The following is a 12555-nucleotide window of genomic DNA, read 5'->3' on the forward strand; positions in this document are numbered from 1 at the left end:
AGGCGTCGGCCCGAGCTTACTGCGCGAGACCGTTGGTCACGAGGCAGGCGCGCACCGCGTTGAGAGCGGCCGCGAGGGCGGCGTTGCCGGCGCTCCCGTCCGTGGGGAGGGCACCCGACAGTTTGCACCGTCCGACCGGCGCGGCGCCGTTGAAGCCGACGGCGCCGGCGACGCGCAGAGCGGTGCCGAATTCGTGGGTATCGGGCCCGAGGAACTGGAACCGGTTCGTGGCCGTGTCCACGCGCTGCATGTAGGGGGTCGTGTTGCTCAGATAGGCGAGGCCCGCGTTGCTTTGGTTGGCGACGACCGCGCTGAAGACGGGATGATTCGCCAGATAGGCCCGCGCCGTCGCCGCCGACGCGACGCCGTTGCCGAGGGCGAGGCCCGACAGGCTGCTGCCCGTGCTGACGAAGGTCGCGTTGCCGGTATTGTCGACCTTGATGTTCGGCCCCACCGGCATTGGCGTGCCGTTGCCGCCGTCCAGGTCGATGATGTGGAGGTCGCCGACGGAGACCGCGCCGGGGCGGTCGGCGACCGCCTCGACCTTGATGGCGCTGCCGGCCGAGATGGTGCGCACGGTGATCTGCCCGGCGCTGTCGCCCGGGACGGCCGCCTGGACCAGCAGGGCCGCCCCCGACCCGCCGACCGGCTGGTCCCGGATGAAGGCGAATTCCAGGTTGTCGGCGTTCGACAGCCGCACGCCCACGCCGTCGGCGTGACGGCAGATGATCTCGATCCCCGTCATCAACGAGGTGTTGCCGTTGAAGGAGGTTCCGCCGAAGTTCACGCAGTCGAGAGAGCCCGTGCCGCGCCCCGGATCCTGGCGCATCTGCAACGACACCAGCCCGTATTGATTGTCCCCGGCCTCGCCGAGCTGCTGCGCTTGGCCCTTGCGGACGCGGTAATCCGGGTAGGTGTCGTAGAGCGCCGCTTCGGTGCCGGGGGACACCGCATTGGCCAGATAGAGGCGGTGCAGCGCGTGGGTCACGGAGGTGACATGGAGGAGGCGGGGTGCGATCCCCGCGCCGTCGACCATGAGGTTGTCGAAGCCGCCGCCCACCGTCTTGAAGTTCTGCGCCGGTGGCACGCCGCGCTCGGCGGCCGTCTGCGACCGGTGGCGCAGGACCGTGACCGGCGCCGTCGGGAGAATGCGCGTCCCGACCGGCGGCGCGCCGGTGTCGTGGCTGCTGCCCATGCCCTGCCCGCGCACGAGGACGTAGCTGAACCTGTTGTCCAGGGTACGGTCCACCCAGATGTCGCCCGCGGGAAGCTGGAGGGTGCCGCCGCTGCGGGCACCCAGTGCCGCCATCGCGCGGTTGATGGCGATCCCGTTCTGGGCCGCCTTGGACTCGTCGCCGGCGACGACGCCCCACCACCCGGCGGGGATGACGGGGCCCGAGAGGTCGAGCTGGAACCACGTCCCGGCGGCATCCTGCACGGCCATCGGGCCGGCCGCGGTGCCACGGACGTAGCGGGCGGCGGCACCCTCGTCCCCCGCCGAGGCGAACCCGCTGACGACGAACGATCGCAGCGGGACGGCCCGCCCCCCGATCTCGCCGCGCGTCATGTCGAGCGTCGGGACCACGCTGCCCAGGGCCGCCGTCGCGCCGTCCGCCAGCGTCAGGCGAGCCCCGGAAACGCCGCCCTCTCCGGGCCCTGCCGGAGCGGGGCCGGCGTCGTTGGCCGGACGGTTCGGCACGGGTCCGGGAAGCGCGGCACCCTGGGCCAGGGCGGGCGCCGGCGCGAGGCTCGAGGCGGCGATCATGACCAGAGGGGGAAGACGCATGCCGTACCTCGCTGCGGGATGGGAGCCGACCGCCCGGAATCCTCGCGGAGGGAAGCCGGCCGCACGATCGCGCGGCCATATCACGGAGCCGGGGCGGCCCCGACCCCTGTGCCTGACCCCTGTGCCCCGACGGCCCGTCCCCCGATGAATTCTCGACCTCGCCGGCGTCATTAACGATCCGGTAACCACGCTGCGCGCTTCATGGCTTTCGGTAACAACTCGTCAACCGCCGTGACCAGCATCAGCCTCACCCGCCCCTCCCTCCCGCTGCGCGGCCGCTCGTTCCGGGCGCTCGTGCTCGCGCCGGAGACGCCGCTCGGCGACTGGTTCTCGCACCTGGATGCCCTGGTGCAGCGCTCGCCGACGCTCTTCTCCGAGCGCGCCGTGATTCTGGACGTCTCGGGCCTGGCCAAGGACTCCCTCCGGGGAGATGCGGCCGGCCCCGAGGCGGCCGAGCCCGCCGAGGGCGACCACGATGCCGCGGCGGCGACGCCCGACATCGCCGGCCTCCTCGACGAGCTCAAGCAGCGCGGCATCCGCATCATGGGTGTCGAGAAGGCCGAGCCGGCCTGGCTCGGCCCGGCGCTGCCGCCTCTGCTCAGCGGCGGCCGCCCGGCCGAGATGGCGGAGCCGGAAGCCAAGGCCCCCGAGGCCAAGGCCCCCGAGCCCGTCAAGCCGCCGGAGCCGCGCAAGCCGAACTCCCTCGTCCTCGAGACCCCGCTGCGCTCCGGCCAGTCGGTCTATCACCCGGAAGGCGACGTGACGGTGATGGGCTCGGTCGCCTCCGGCGCCGAGATCCTGGCCGGCGGCTCGATCCACGTCTACGGGGCCCTGCGCGGCCGCGCCATCGCGGGCGCGGGCGGCAATCCCCGGGCACGGATCTGCTGCCGCAAGTTCGAGCCCGAGCTGATCGGCATCGACGGCCTGTTCCGTACCGCCGACACCACCGATCCGAAGCTGCGCAAGAAGGCGGTCCAGGTCTGGCTCGAGGGGGAAACCCTCCGCATCGCCGCCCTGGACTGAACGACAGGACGGCCGGGCAGGCTCGTCGCGGGCGCCCCGGCGCCCCGGTCCGCCCGGCGAGACACGCAACCAATCCCGTGAGCGTGCGGCCCGGATCCCGGGACGCCGCCTCATCCCGATGACTCGGGGGAGCACTCCCAATGGCCAAGATCATAGTGGTGACGTCCGGCAAGGGCGGGGTGGGCAAGACCACCACGACGGCGGCGCTGGGGGCCGCCCTCGCCCAGGCCGGGCAGAACGTCTGCGTCGTCGACTTCGACGTGGGCCTGCGCAACCTCGACCTCATCATGGGCGCCGAGCGCCGGGTCGTCTACGACCTCATCAACGTCGTCCAGGGCGATGCCAAGCTGCCGCAGGCGCTGATCCGCGACAAGCGCCTCGACACGCTGTCGCTGCTCCCCGCCTCGCAGACCCGGGACAAGGACGCGCTCACCGACGAGGGCGTCGCCCGCGTCGTCGGCGAGCTTCGCGAAAAATTCGACTGGGTGATCTGCGACAGCCCGGCCGGCATCGAGCGCGGGGCGACGCTCGCCATGCGCCACGCCGACATCGCGGTCGTCGTCACCAATCCCGAGGTCTCCTCGGTGCGCGATTCCGACCGCATCATCGGGCTCCTCGATTCCAAGACCGAGCGCGCCAAGAACGGCGAGCGCCTGGACAAGCACCTGATCCTCACCCGCTACGACCCCAACCGGGCCGAGCGCGGCGAGATGCTGAAGATCGACGACGTTTTGGAGATCCTGTCGATCCCGCTGCTCGCCGTGATCCCGGAGAGCGAGGAGGTCTTGAAGGCCTCGAACCTCGGCAGCCCGGTCACGCTGAACGCGCCCCAGAGCGCGCCGGCCCGGGCCTATACCGATGCGGTGCGCCGCCTGAAGGGCGAGACGGTCGAGATGATCGTACCGAGCGAGAAGCGCTCGCTGTTGGGCAAACTCTTCCCCCGGAGGGCGGCATGAACCTGCTGAGCCTGCTGTCGCGCCGCGGAACGGCGCCGGTGGCGCGCGAGCGCCTTCAGATCCTGCTGGCCCACGAGCGCACCGCCTTCGGCCGCTCGGATCTGGTGGCGGTTTTGCGCGAGGAGATCCTCGCGGTGATCGCCAAGCACGTCGCGATCGACCAGGAGAAGGTGAAGATCACCATGGAGCGGGGCGACGCCGTCTCGACCCTGGAGATCGACGTCGAGCTGCCGAAGGCCGTCCACCGGGCTGCCTGACCCCGGCATCTCGGTTCCTGCGCCCCTTGCGCTCAAGGCCTGCCCGCGCGATGTCCATCGCCAGGGGCCGGACGGAGCGAGCTGTTGGCGGACGCCTTTCCACTGCACGACAGGCTGGCCCTGGTCACCGGGGCCGGCAGCGGCATCGGCGCGGCCCTGTCCTTAAGCCTCGCCCGGAAGGGCGCCCGCCTCGTCCTCGTCGACCGCGATCCCGACGGCCTCGCCCGCAGCGAGGCCGCGATCCGGGCGCTGGGACGCGAGGTCGGCGCCCATTGCTTCGACCTCACGGATTCCGACCGCATCGCCGGCTTGCCCGACGCGGTCGCCGCCCGGCACGGGCCGCTCGATCTCCTGGTCAACAATGCGGGCGTGGCGCTGGCCGGCCGCTTCGCCGATCTCGAACTCAGCGATTTCGACTGGCTGATGGACGTGAACTTCCGCGCCGTGGTGCGGATGACCCACGCCTTCTTAGGCCAGCTGGAGAGCCGGCCGGCGGCGCAGATCGTCAACCTGTCGAGCCTCTACGGCATCGTCGCCCCGCCGGGTCAGACGGCCTACGCGGCGAGCAAGTTCGCGGTGCGCGGCTTCTCCGAGGCGCTGCGGCACGAATATGCCGGCACCAACCTCGGGGTCAGCGTGGTGCATCCGGGCGGCGTCGCCACGGCGATCGCCCGCAACGCCCGCGCCGGCCCGCGCCTCGACCCCGCCGCGGTCGCGAGCGGCAAGGCCACCGCCGAGCGCTTTCTTCGCTTAGCCCCCGAGGCGGCGGCGACACGCATCCTGCGCGGCATCGTCCGGCGGGAGCCCCGCATCATCGTCGGGCGCGACGCCGCCCAGGTCACGCTGATCCAGCGCCTGATGCCGGTGCGCTACTGGTCGCTGATCGCCCGTGCCATGGAGTAGAGCATGCCGAGCCTGCGCGCCCACGTCTTCGACTGGATCATCCGCTTTCAGGTGAAGCCGAGATTCGCCCGCACCGGCGGCGACATCGCGGCGGTGCGGCGGCTCATGAACCAGGCGAAGTTCCCCGAGCCGCCCGGCATCGTGTTTCGCGAGGGCAGCGTCGGCGGCGTCCCGGGCGAGTGGGCCGAGCGCCCCGACCTCGCAACCGATGCCCCGCGCCTGTTCTACCTGCATGGCGGCGGCTTCATCGCCTGCTCGCCCCGCACCCACCGGTCGGTCACCGGCGGCTTCGCGCTGCGGGGCTTCCGGGTGTTCTGCCCCGATTACCGGCTCGCCCCCGAGCACCCGTTCCCGGCCGCCCTCGACGATGCGGCGGCGGCCTGGTCGGCCTTCGCGGCGGCCGGGCCCGCCGGCATCGCGGGGGATTCCGCCGGCGGCAACCTCTCGCTCGCGCTGATGCTGCGGGCGCGCCGGGACGGGCTGCCGCTGCCCACCGCCGCCGTGCTGTTCTCGCCCTCGACCGACATGCTGGGCGAGGGCGAATCGATGCGCAGCAACGCCCGCCGCGACGCGATGTTCGATCCCACGAAGCTCCAGGACCTCGTCGAGGCCTATCTCGCCGGGCACGATCCCGCCGATCCGCTCGCCTCGCCCCTGCGCGGCGACCTTTCCGGGCTGCCGCCGCTGCTGTTCCATGTCGGCGCCCGGGAGGTGCTGCGCGACGATTCGGTGCGCTTCGCCGAGAGGGCCAAGGCCGCGGGCGTCTCCGCCGCCGTGACGGTCTGGCCGGTGGTGCCCCATGTCTGGCAGCTCGCCCAGACCTTCCTGCCCGAGGCCCGCCGCTCCCTCTCCGAGGCCGCCGCCTTCCTGAAGAGCCACGCGCGGGTGCCGGAGGCCGTCCGGTGACGGCATCGTCGGCCGCGCCGTGGCCGGACAAGCCCCTCGCCGTGCTGGTGATCGGGGCCGGCTTCTCCGGTCTCGCCATGGCGATCCGCTGCCGGCAATCCGGCATCGACGACCTGCTGGTGGTGGAGAAGGCGGGCGCGGTCGGCGGCACCTGGCACGAGAACACCTATCCGGGCGCGGCCTGCGACATCCCGGCCCATCTCTACGCCCTGTCCTTCGCCCCGAAGCCCGACTGGACCCGCACCTATGCCGGCCAGCCCGAGATCGCCGCCTATCTGCGCGAGCTGGTCGAGCGGTTCGACCTCAAGAACCACATCGCCCTCTCCACCGCCGTCACCGGCGCGGTCTGGGACGGGACGCGGTCCCTGTGGCGGATCGAGACCGAGCGCGGCCCGCTGGAGGCCCGGGTGCTGGTCTCCGGCATGGGGGCCCTGCACCACCCGGCGATTCCGGCGATCCCCGGCCTGCACACCTATCTCGGCCCGCTCTTCCACACCTCGTCCTGGGACCACGGCGTCCCGCTTCAGGGGAAGCGCGTCGGGGTGATCGGCACGGGGGCGAGCGCGATCCAGGTCGTGCCGGCCATCGCCCCGCAAGTGGGGCATCTCACCCTGTTCCAGCGCACGGCCCCCTGGGTGATGCCGCGCAACGACCGGCCGATCGGCAAAGGCCTCCAGGCGCTGTTTCGCCGGCTGCCCGCTGCGCGCCGGCTGTTGCGCGCGGTCCAGTTCTGGACCCGGGAGGCGCGGGCGGCCCTCGGCTTCACCCGGGTCTCGGGCCTCACGCGGCTGGCCGAGGCCGCGAGCCGGCATCATCTGCGTAAGCAGGTCGCCGATCCCTCCTTACGGGCGAAGCTCGTGCCTCCCTACCGCCTCGGCTGCAAGCGGGTGCTGCTCTCGGACGAGTACTACCCGGCCCTGACCCGGCCGAACGTGACCCTGGAGACCGACCCGATCCGCACGGTGACGCCGGACGGGGTGACGATGCAGGACGGCCGCCACCACCCCCTCGACGTTCTGGTGCTGGCCACCGGCTTCGACGTCACCGCCTCGCTTGCCCGGGTGCCGGTGGTCGGCCGCGACGGACTGATCCTGGCGCGCGCCTGGGGCGAGCGGGTGGCGGCGCATCGCGGCCTGGCGCTCGCGGGCTTTCCCAACTTCTTCATGCTGCTCGGGCCGAATACGGGCTTGGGCCACAATTCCGTTGTGCTGATGATCGAGGCGCAGGTCGAGTACGTGCTCGCCTGCCTCGCCGAGATGAAGGCGCGCAACCTCGCGGCGATCGAGCCGACGCCGGAGGCGCAGGCGCGCGACCTCGCCGAACTCGAGGCCCGGCTCTCAGACAGCATCTGGCAGCAGGGCGGCTGCGCCAGCTGGTACCAGGATGCGCAAGGGCGCAACGTCGCGCTCTGGCCCGGCACGGTGGTGGCCTACCAGCGGGCGATGCGGGCGCCGGACTGGTCCGAATTCGTGCTGACGCCGGTGTGAGCGTGCGGGCTCACATATCGCCTCTGATGGCCAACCCGTTGTGAGAACGCGCTCATTGCCCTCCCCCTTGTGGGGAGGGGCCAGGGGTGGGGGTGGTGCCGGATAGACCTCGGCAGTGCCTCCTGCACCACCCCCACCCCCGAATCCCTCCCCACAAGGGGGAGGGGAGGCGCTTGATCTTTCAACGACGCAGTACGATCGAGCCGGCTTGGCGGGACCGCTCCGCCGCAAGAGTCGTGGGACGCATGCTTGCGCTGCAGCGATAGCGCTTTGCGCCCGTCACAGACGCGTGCTATCGGCCGGTGCCAACTCAAGACGGGCGGATCGCATCGTGCGAAGCCGATCCCGCGGTTTCTCTCAAGGGTGCTGCACGCACCAGGAGTTGGTTCATGGCCCGCATCAGCACCGATTCGATCATCGAGGGCCTGACCTTCGACGACGTCCTGCTCCGCCCCGCCGCATCCTCGGTGATGCCGGCCGAGGTGAATCTCGGCACCCGCCTCACCCGCACGATCCGGCTCAACATGCCGATCATCGCCTCGGCGATGGATACGGTGACCGAGGCCCGGATGGCCATCGCGATGGCGCAGAACGGCGGCCTCGGGGTGATCCACCGCAATCTCGAGCCGCCGGAACAGGCCGAGCAGGTGCGGCTGGTCAAGAAGTACGAGTCCGGCATGGTGCTCAACCCGATCACCATCCACCCGGACGAGACCCTGGCCGACGCCTACGGGCTGATGCGCCACCACGGCATCTCGGGCATCCCGGTGGTCGAGCGAGGCCCCAACGGCTCGCGCGGTAAGCTCGTCGGCATCCTGACCAACCGCGACACGCGGTTCGCCACCAACCAGAGCCAGCCGGTCGCCGAGCTGATGACCCGCGACCGGCTGATCACCGTGCGCGAGGGCGTGACCCAGGACGAGGCCAAGCGCCTGCTGCACCAGTTCCGCATCGAGAAGCTGCTCGTCGTCGACGACCACTACCGCTGCATCGGGCTCATCACCGTCAAGGACATCGAGAAGCAGGTCGCCTACCCCAACGCCATCAAGGACGAGCAGGGCCGCCTGCGGGTGGCGGCGGCCACCACCACGGGCGATGGCGGGTTCGAGCGGGCCGAGCGCCTGATCGATGCCGGGTGCGACGTGATCGTGGTCGATACGGCGCATGGCCACTCGGCCAAGGTGCTGGAGAGCGTGCGCCGGGTGAAGACCCTCTCGAACGCCGTGCAGGTCATCGCCGGCAACGTCGCGACCCGCGAGGGCGCGAAGGCGCTGATCGATGCCGGCGCCGACGCCATCAAGGTCGGCATCGGCCCGGGCTCGATCTGCACCACCCGCATCGTCGCCGGCGTCGGCGTGCCCCAGCTCACCGCCATCATGGAGGCGGTCGAGGCCGGCAACGAGGCCGACGTACCGGTGATCGCCGATGGCGGCATCAAGTATTCCGGCGACCTCGCCAAGGCGATCGCCGCCGGCGCCTCGGTGGCGATGCTCGGCTCTCTCTTGGCCGGCACCGACGAGGCGCCCGGCGAGGTCTTCCTGTACCAGGGCCGCTCGTACAAGAGCTACCGCGGCATGGGCTCGGTCGGCGCCATGGCGCGCGGCTCGGCCGACCGCTACTTCCAGGCCGAGGTCAGCGACACCCACAAGCTCGTGCCAGAGGGCATCGAGGGCCAGGTCCCCTACAAGGGCCCGGTCGCGGCGGTGCTGCACCAGCTCATGGGGGGGCTACGCGCCGCCATGGGCTATGTCGGCGCCCCGACGATCCCGGAGATGCAGGAGAAGGTGCAATTCATCCGCATCACCAATGCCGGCCTGCGCGAGAGCCACGTCCACGACGTGACGATCACCCGCGAGAGCCCGAACTATCCGGGGCGGGTGTGATCGATTGATCTCAAAGGTCGCAAGACGACGACCTTTGGCTTCATGTGTGGTGTACCGCAGGTCGGTTCATCGATACGTTCGGCTGTCCCGCTCATAGCCTCATCTTTAGATGTCGGTCGATCGAAGATGGACCGACACGATTTTCGGTTGTTTGGTCCAGCTCAGGTTTCGGCTCGGCGGTGTCGGGGAGCCGGTGGAAGCCTTTGGGCCGTGCGGATGATATCGGTCCGCTCGCCCAAGGCCTCGCAGCGCTGCTCGACCACGCGTGCCAGTTCATCCGGAGTTGGCGATGGATCGGTTGACGACGAGCGCATCGACCTGCGGCCGCAGCGTCTCGGCCGGCTGCAGTTCGGGCGTGTAGGGCAGGTAGACCAGCCGCACGCCCTCGGGCACCGCCGGGTCGGGCTTTGCGTGCCAACCGGCATTGTCGAGCGGCACCGATGCCCGGCAACACGTTCCGGCCCCGACCTCGCGAGTCCGATCATCCGGAGGCCGCATGGTCGGCTCGACATTAAAACATGGTGTCGTGCCGGCGAAAGAGGGGATTGGGAATTCCCCGCCTCCCGACACCGGAGCGTCTCCGAGCCCCATTTTCTCTCGATTGCCTCATCGCCCCGTCCGGACCCTCGACGGCATCGGACCCGGTCGAGTCCGGCCTTGTTCAACGGGTTGAGCCGTGCGCGCCGGCAGGTGCGATGACCGGTGTCGGTCGACCCGCGGCGGGACCCCTCCATCCCGACGGCGAAACTCCGCGTTTCGACGAGGCGGGTGAGGATTTCGCTCGCGCCCGTGCCGGCGAGACTGAGCCGGACTGCGCCAAGGAACCGGGACGTAGAGAGTTCGAACGCCTTGAGGAACAGGGTCTCCTTGGCACCGTAGGCATTGCAGAGCGATCCGCGCTGCACGGCCGTGCCCGGGTGAGAGCCGAGATGGACGTCACCGCGGGCCCCTGCTGGTCGAACAAATCGAGCGCCTTTTCGAGGACCGCCGGCTCATCGAACTGCCAAGCGCCGATCATTTTGCGTGACCTGCAAAATTCATGATTGACATCTGCGTCAAGTTTGACAACCATGTCGAACATAACGCGATCCTCGGCCCATCGCGGGGTACGGGACAGTCAGCTCGAAAACTTGGCGCAGAGACGACATGTCGGGGTCCGGCCCCGGCCGGATCCGCGCGCCCGACCGGCATTCGAGGCTAGTTCTGACGAACGTCAGCCATGCCTGCAAAGCCGAGACTCAGCTGGATAGAACCCATGATCATCAACAATGGGAAACTATGATGTCGAGCATTCTCCAGCAGGCGCAAATCATCACAAGCGACATCCTGTCGAATGAAATCGCTCGGCGATGTCGCACAGGAAATGCCTGGCCCTCTCCAGTGCATCTCAGTGACTAAAAATTGGTCGTATAGTTTTATTAAAAACTTATAAGCAAATTGTCTTTGTTGCACTATTTCAGTATTTAGTGAATTGCACTTTGTCGAATATCCAGAACGATCGTATTTCATGCCGCAATTCGCAGCGTTCGATGATTTAATGTCAAATCTATGCTTCGTGGTATCTGCGCGGCTGTAAGAAGATGGAGTTCATCCGATGACCACCGCCTCGTTTTCGAGTCTGACTTTGCGAATCCCCGATGCCGAGATTCCAACAGTCGACGATACCGCTATCGTATCCCGTAACGTCCAGACATGCGCTCTCGAGCGAGACGGTTTTACCCTCATTCACCCGGATGACCTATTTCTCCAAGCCACGATGCAACGCTCGTTGATGCGCCTCGCAACCGAATTCGAGACCCTTCCGGAGGATCCGTACGGTCGCGGCGCAAATCGGTTTCGGGCACATTCCCGCGGCGTATTCATGCCGTGGAACCGGCGCGTCGAGTGGCTTCCGCCGGCCGTCAGCGAGGACGGACATCCGCAGACGGAATATTATCAGGGGCGTTACCACCCTGGCTTCACCGATACACGTCGCAGATTCAGGGCGGTCAGCCATGATGTACTCACGGGCTGCTACCTGCAGCATCTCGTCCAGAGCGACTTCGCACGGACCTTCTGGGACGAGTACGAAGCGCGTCAACCGCATCAGCTCGGCATCAGTCTTGTCAAGCTGTTGGTAGCCCCAGGTGAACTCGCTGCCTTCTCGACACCCGATCACTTGCACCAAGATGGCGAGCGTTTCACATTCGCACATTTGTTTCGTCGCGAGAATTGCATCGGTGGAGAGAATGCTATTGCGGCGCCCATTCACGCTGGCGTCCACCCCGACGAACTAGAAGAAAAAGACATCTTCGCGCGGTTCACGTTGGAACAGGCGCATGCCGGCTACGCAATCCACGACCCCGCCGTCAGTCACCACGTCGGCTCGATCCGGGCTGAAGATCCGGCGCGGCCAGCCGAACGGTCGATCATTCTGATCGACTTCACTCCGCTTCTTGCAGAGCACCACGTGTGACGTCTTTCCGCATGGTCGGCCCGGTTAGTGCCGAGCAACTTTCGCATGAAACTGGAGATACTTCATGTCTCAAGCACGTGAGCAGAGCAATAATTCTCTCGACTCGACAGGGTTGCCATCAATCGCCAATGCTGAGTTGGTTCGCCATTATGATAATGTGTTTGACTCCGACTCGATTTGGCGAATGCGTCAGCAATTACGGCGTGATGGGTATGTTCGCCTGACCAATCTTCTGACAGACGAACTAAAGGCACGACTTCGCCATGAAGTCACGGCGCTCACCGAAACGCGGTCTAGGCGTATCGACATCAAGGTGCAGACGACCGACAACTCTCCGCGGAAAATGCGGACTGTCAATTACACCGAGATTTCCAACGCTTCGCCATTCATCAGCGAACTCTACAGGTTGCCCGGTTTGCGCAGCCTGCTCGACCGGATTGCCGAGAGCGCGGTGCGGGATTGTGATTTCGACAACGAGCGCATGACCATTACGCGTCAGGATCAAATCGGCGACACGCATGGTTGGCATTGGGGCGATTACCAATGGGCATTGATCTTCATCGTCGAGGCACCGCCAATCGATCATGGCGGTATGCTGCAATGTGTCCCCCACACCATCTGGAATAAGGCGAATCCTGAAGTTCACCGGCACTTGGTCGAAAATCCGATCCGGACCTACATGCACGAAACAGGAGATATTTATTTCTTTGCAACCGACACAACTCTACATCGTACGTACCCGCTAGAGCGAGATGGGACCAGAATTATTCTGAATTTCACGTTTGCGGGCCATCGCGATCTCGAGCGCCAACACGGCCACGAGACGATGGACGCGATCTACGATTTCTAACTGGTCGACTGAACCGCGACGCTCCGGAGAGTGGGCGTCGCGGTGTCAC

The 12555-nt window shown here is 67.7% G+C and carries 12 protein-coding genes; 9 read left to right on the top strand and 3 right to left on the bottom strand.

The annotated features are described in order from the left end of the window. Positions 1-16 precede the first annotated feature (16 nt). Complete coding sequence (locus HBB12_RS12430; protein ID WP_236989622.1) at positions 17-1786, bottom strand: hypothetical protein; 1770 nt, start codon at positions 1784-1786, stop codon at positions 17-19. Between the two features lie 231 nt (positions 1787-2017). Here HBB12_RS12430 and minC point away from each other — a divergent pair, with 231 nt between their 5' ends. From minC to guaB, 7 genes are all read left to right on the top strand, one after another. Beyond that, a complete protein-coding gene (gene minC, locus HBB12_RS12435) occupies positions 2018-2809 on the top strand; it encodes a septum site-determining protein MinC (protein ID WP_236989623.1) in 792 nt (263 codons plus the stop codon). Positions 2810-2949: 140 nt separating this feature from the next. Then, positions 2950-3765, top strand: coding sequence for a septum site-determining protein MinD (gene minD / locus HBB12_RS12440; RefSeq protein ID WP_236989625.1), 816 nt, complete (start codon positions 2950-2952; stop codon positions 3763-3765). Continuing rightward, entirely contained in the window at positions 3762-4022 is a 261-nt protein-coding gene (gene minE, locus HBB12_RS12445) for a cell division topological specificity factor MinE (RefSeq protein WP_236989630.1), read from the top strand. Before minD ends, minE begins: the two co-directional genes overlap by 4 nt. Positions 4023-4106: 84 nt before the next feature. Further along, positions 4107-4925 (top strand): SDR family NAD(P)-dependent oxidoreductase, encoded by an 819-nt coding sequence (locus HBB12_RS12450; protein ID WP_236989631.1) that lies wholly within the window; start codon positions 4107-4109, stop codon positions 4923-4925. Between the two features lie 3 nt (positions 4926-4928). Then, on the top strand, positions 4929-5831 hold the full coding sequence (locus HBB12_RS12455; protein ID WP_236989632.1) for an alpha/beta hydrolase: 903 nt from the start codon (positions 4929-4931) through the stop codon (positions 5829-5831). Further along, positions 5828-7318: a flavin-containing monooxygenase gene (locus tag HBB12_RS12460; RefSeq protein ID WP_236989633.1), complete on the top strand. Its 1491-nt coding sequence runs from the start codon at positions 5828-5830 to the stop codon at positions 7316-7318. Before HBB12_RS12455 ends, HBB12_RS12460 begins: the two co-directional genes overlap by 4 nt. 389 nt (positions 7319-7707) lie before the next feature. Further along, complete coding sequence (gene guaB, locus HBB12_RS12465) at positions 7708-9201, top strand: IMP dehydrogenase (protein ID WP_236989634.1); 1494 nt, start codon at positions 7708-7710, stop codon at positions 9199-9201. Between the two features lie 273 nt (positions 9202-9474). Here guaB and HBB12_RS12470 read toward each other — a convergent pair whose 3' ends face one another. Next, positions 9475-9699 (bottom strand): hypothetical protein, encoded by a 225-nt coding sequence (locus tag HBB12_RS12470; protein WP_236989635.1) that lies wholly within the window; start codon positions 9697-9699, stop codon positions 9475-9477. Between the two features lie 699 nt (positions 9700-10398). Further along, positions 10399-10710, bottom strand: coding sequence for a hypothetical protein (locus HBB12_RS12475; protein WP_236989636.1), 312 nt, complete (start codon positions 10708-10710; stop codon positions 10399-10401). Between the two features lie 85 nt (positions 10711-10795). Here HBB12_RS12475 and HBB12_RS12480 point away from each other — a divergent pair, with 85 nt between their 5' ends. Further along, positions 10796-11656 carry a 2OG-Fe dioxygenase family protein gene (locus tag HBB12_RS12480; protein ID WP_236989637.1) on the top strand — a complete coding sequence of 287 codons (861 nt, stop codon included), beginning with the start codon at positions 10796-10798 and terminating at the stop codon, positions 11654-11656. A gap of 64 nt (positions 11657-11720) precedes the next feature. Beyond that, entirely contained in the window at positions 11721-12506 is a 786-nt protein-coding gene (locus tag HBB12_RS12485; RefSeq protein ID WP_236989638.1) for a HalD/BesD family halogenase, read from the top strand. Positions 12507-12555 lie beyond the last annotated feature (49 nt).

This window comes from Methylobacterium sp. SyP6R, assembly GCF_019216885.1.
GTDB lineage: Bacteria > Pseudomonadota > Alphaproteobacteria > Rhizobiales > Beijerinckiaceae > Methylobacterium.

What these genes read in the sequence shown, in the direction of transcription:
- HBB12_RS12485 (WP_236989638.1), top strand. Translation starts at nt 11,721, where the DNA reads ATGTCTCAAGCACGTGAGCAGAGCAATAATTCTCTCGACTCGACAGGG.
- minE (WP_236989630.1), top strand. Translation starts at nt 3,762, where the DNA reads ATGAACCTGCTGAGCCTGCTGTCGCGCCGCGGAACGGCGCCGGTGGCG.
- minD (WP_236989625.1), top strand. Translation starts at nt 2,950, where the DNA reads ATGGCCAAGATCATAGTGGTGACGTCCGGCAAGGGCGGGGTGGGCAAG.
- HBB12_RS12480 (WP_236989637.1), top strand. Translation starts at nt 10,796, where the DNA reads ATGACCACCGCCTCGTTTTCGAGTCTGACTTTGCGAATCCCCGATGCC.
- HBB12_RS12455 (WP_236989632.1), top strand. Translation starts at nt 4,929, where the DNA reads ATGCCGAGCCTGCGCGCCCACGTCTTCGACTGGATCATCCGCTTTCAG.
- HBB12_RS12430 (WP_236989622.1), bottom strand. Translation starts at nt 1,786, where the DNA reads ATGCGTCTTCCCCCTCTGGTCATGATCGCCGCCTCGAGCCTCGCGCCG.
- HBB12_RS12475 (WP_236989636.1), bottom strand. Translation starts at nt 10,710, where the DNA reads ATGAAATACGATCGTTCTGGATATTCGACAAAGTGCAATTCACTAAAT.
- guaB (WP_236989634.1), top strand. Translation starts at nt 7,708, where the DNA reads ATGGCCCGCATCAGCACCGATTCGATCATCGAGGGCCTGACCTTCGAC.
- HBB12_RS12470 (WP_236989635.1), bottom strand. Translation starts at nt 9,699, where the DNA reads ATGCGGCCTCCGGATGATCGGACTCGCGAGGTCGGGGCCGGAACGTGT.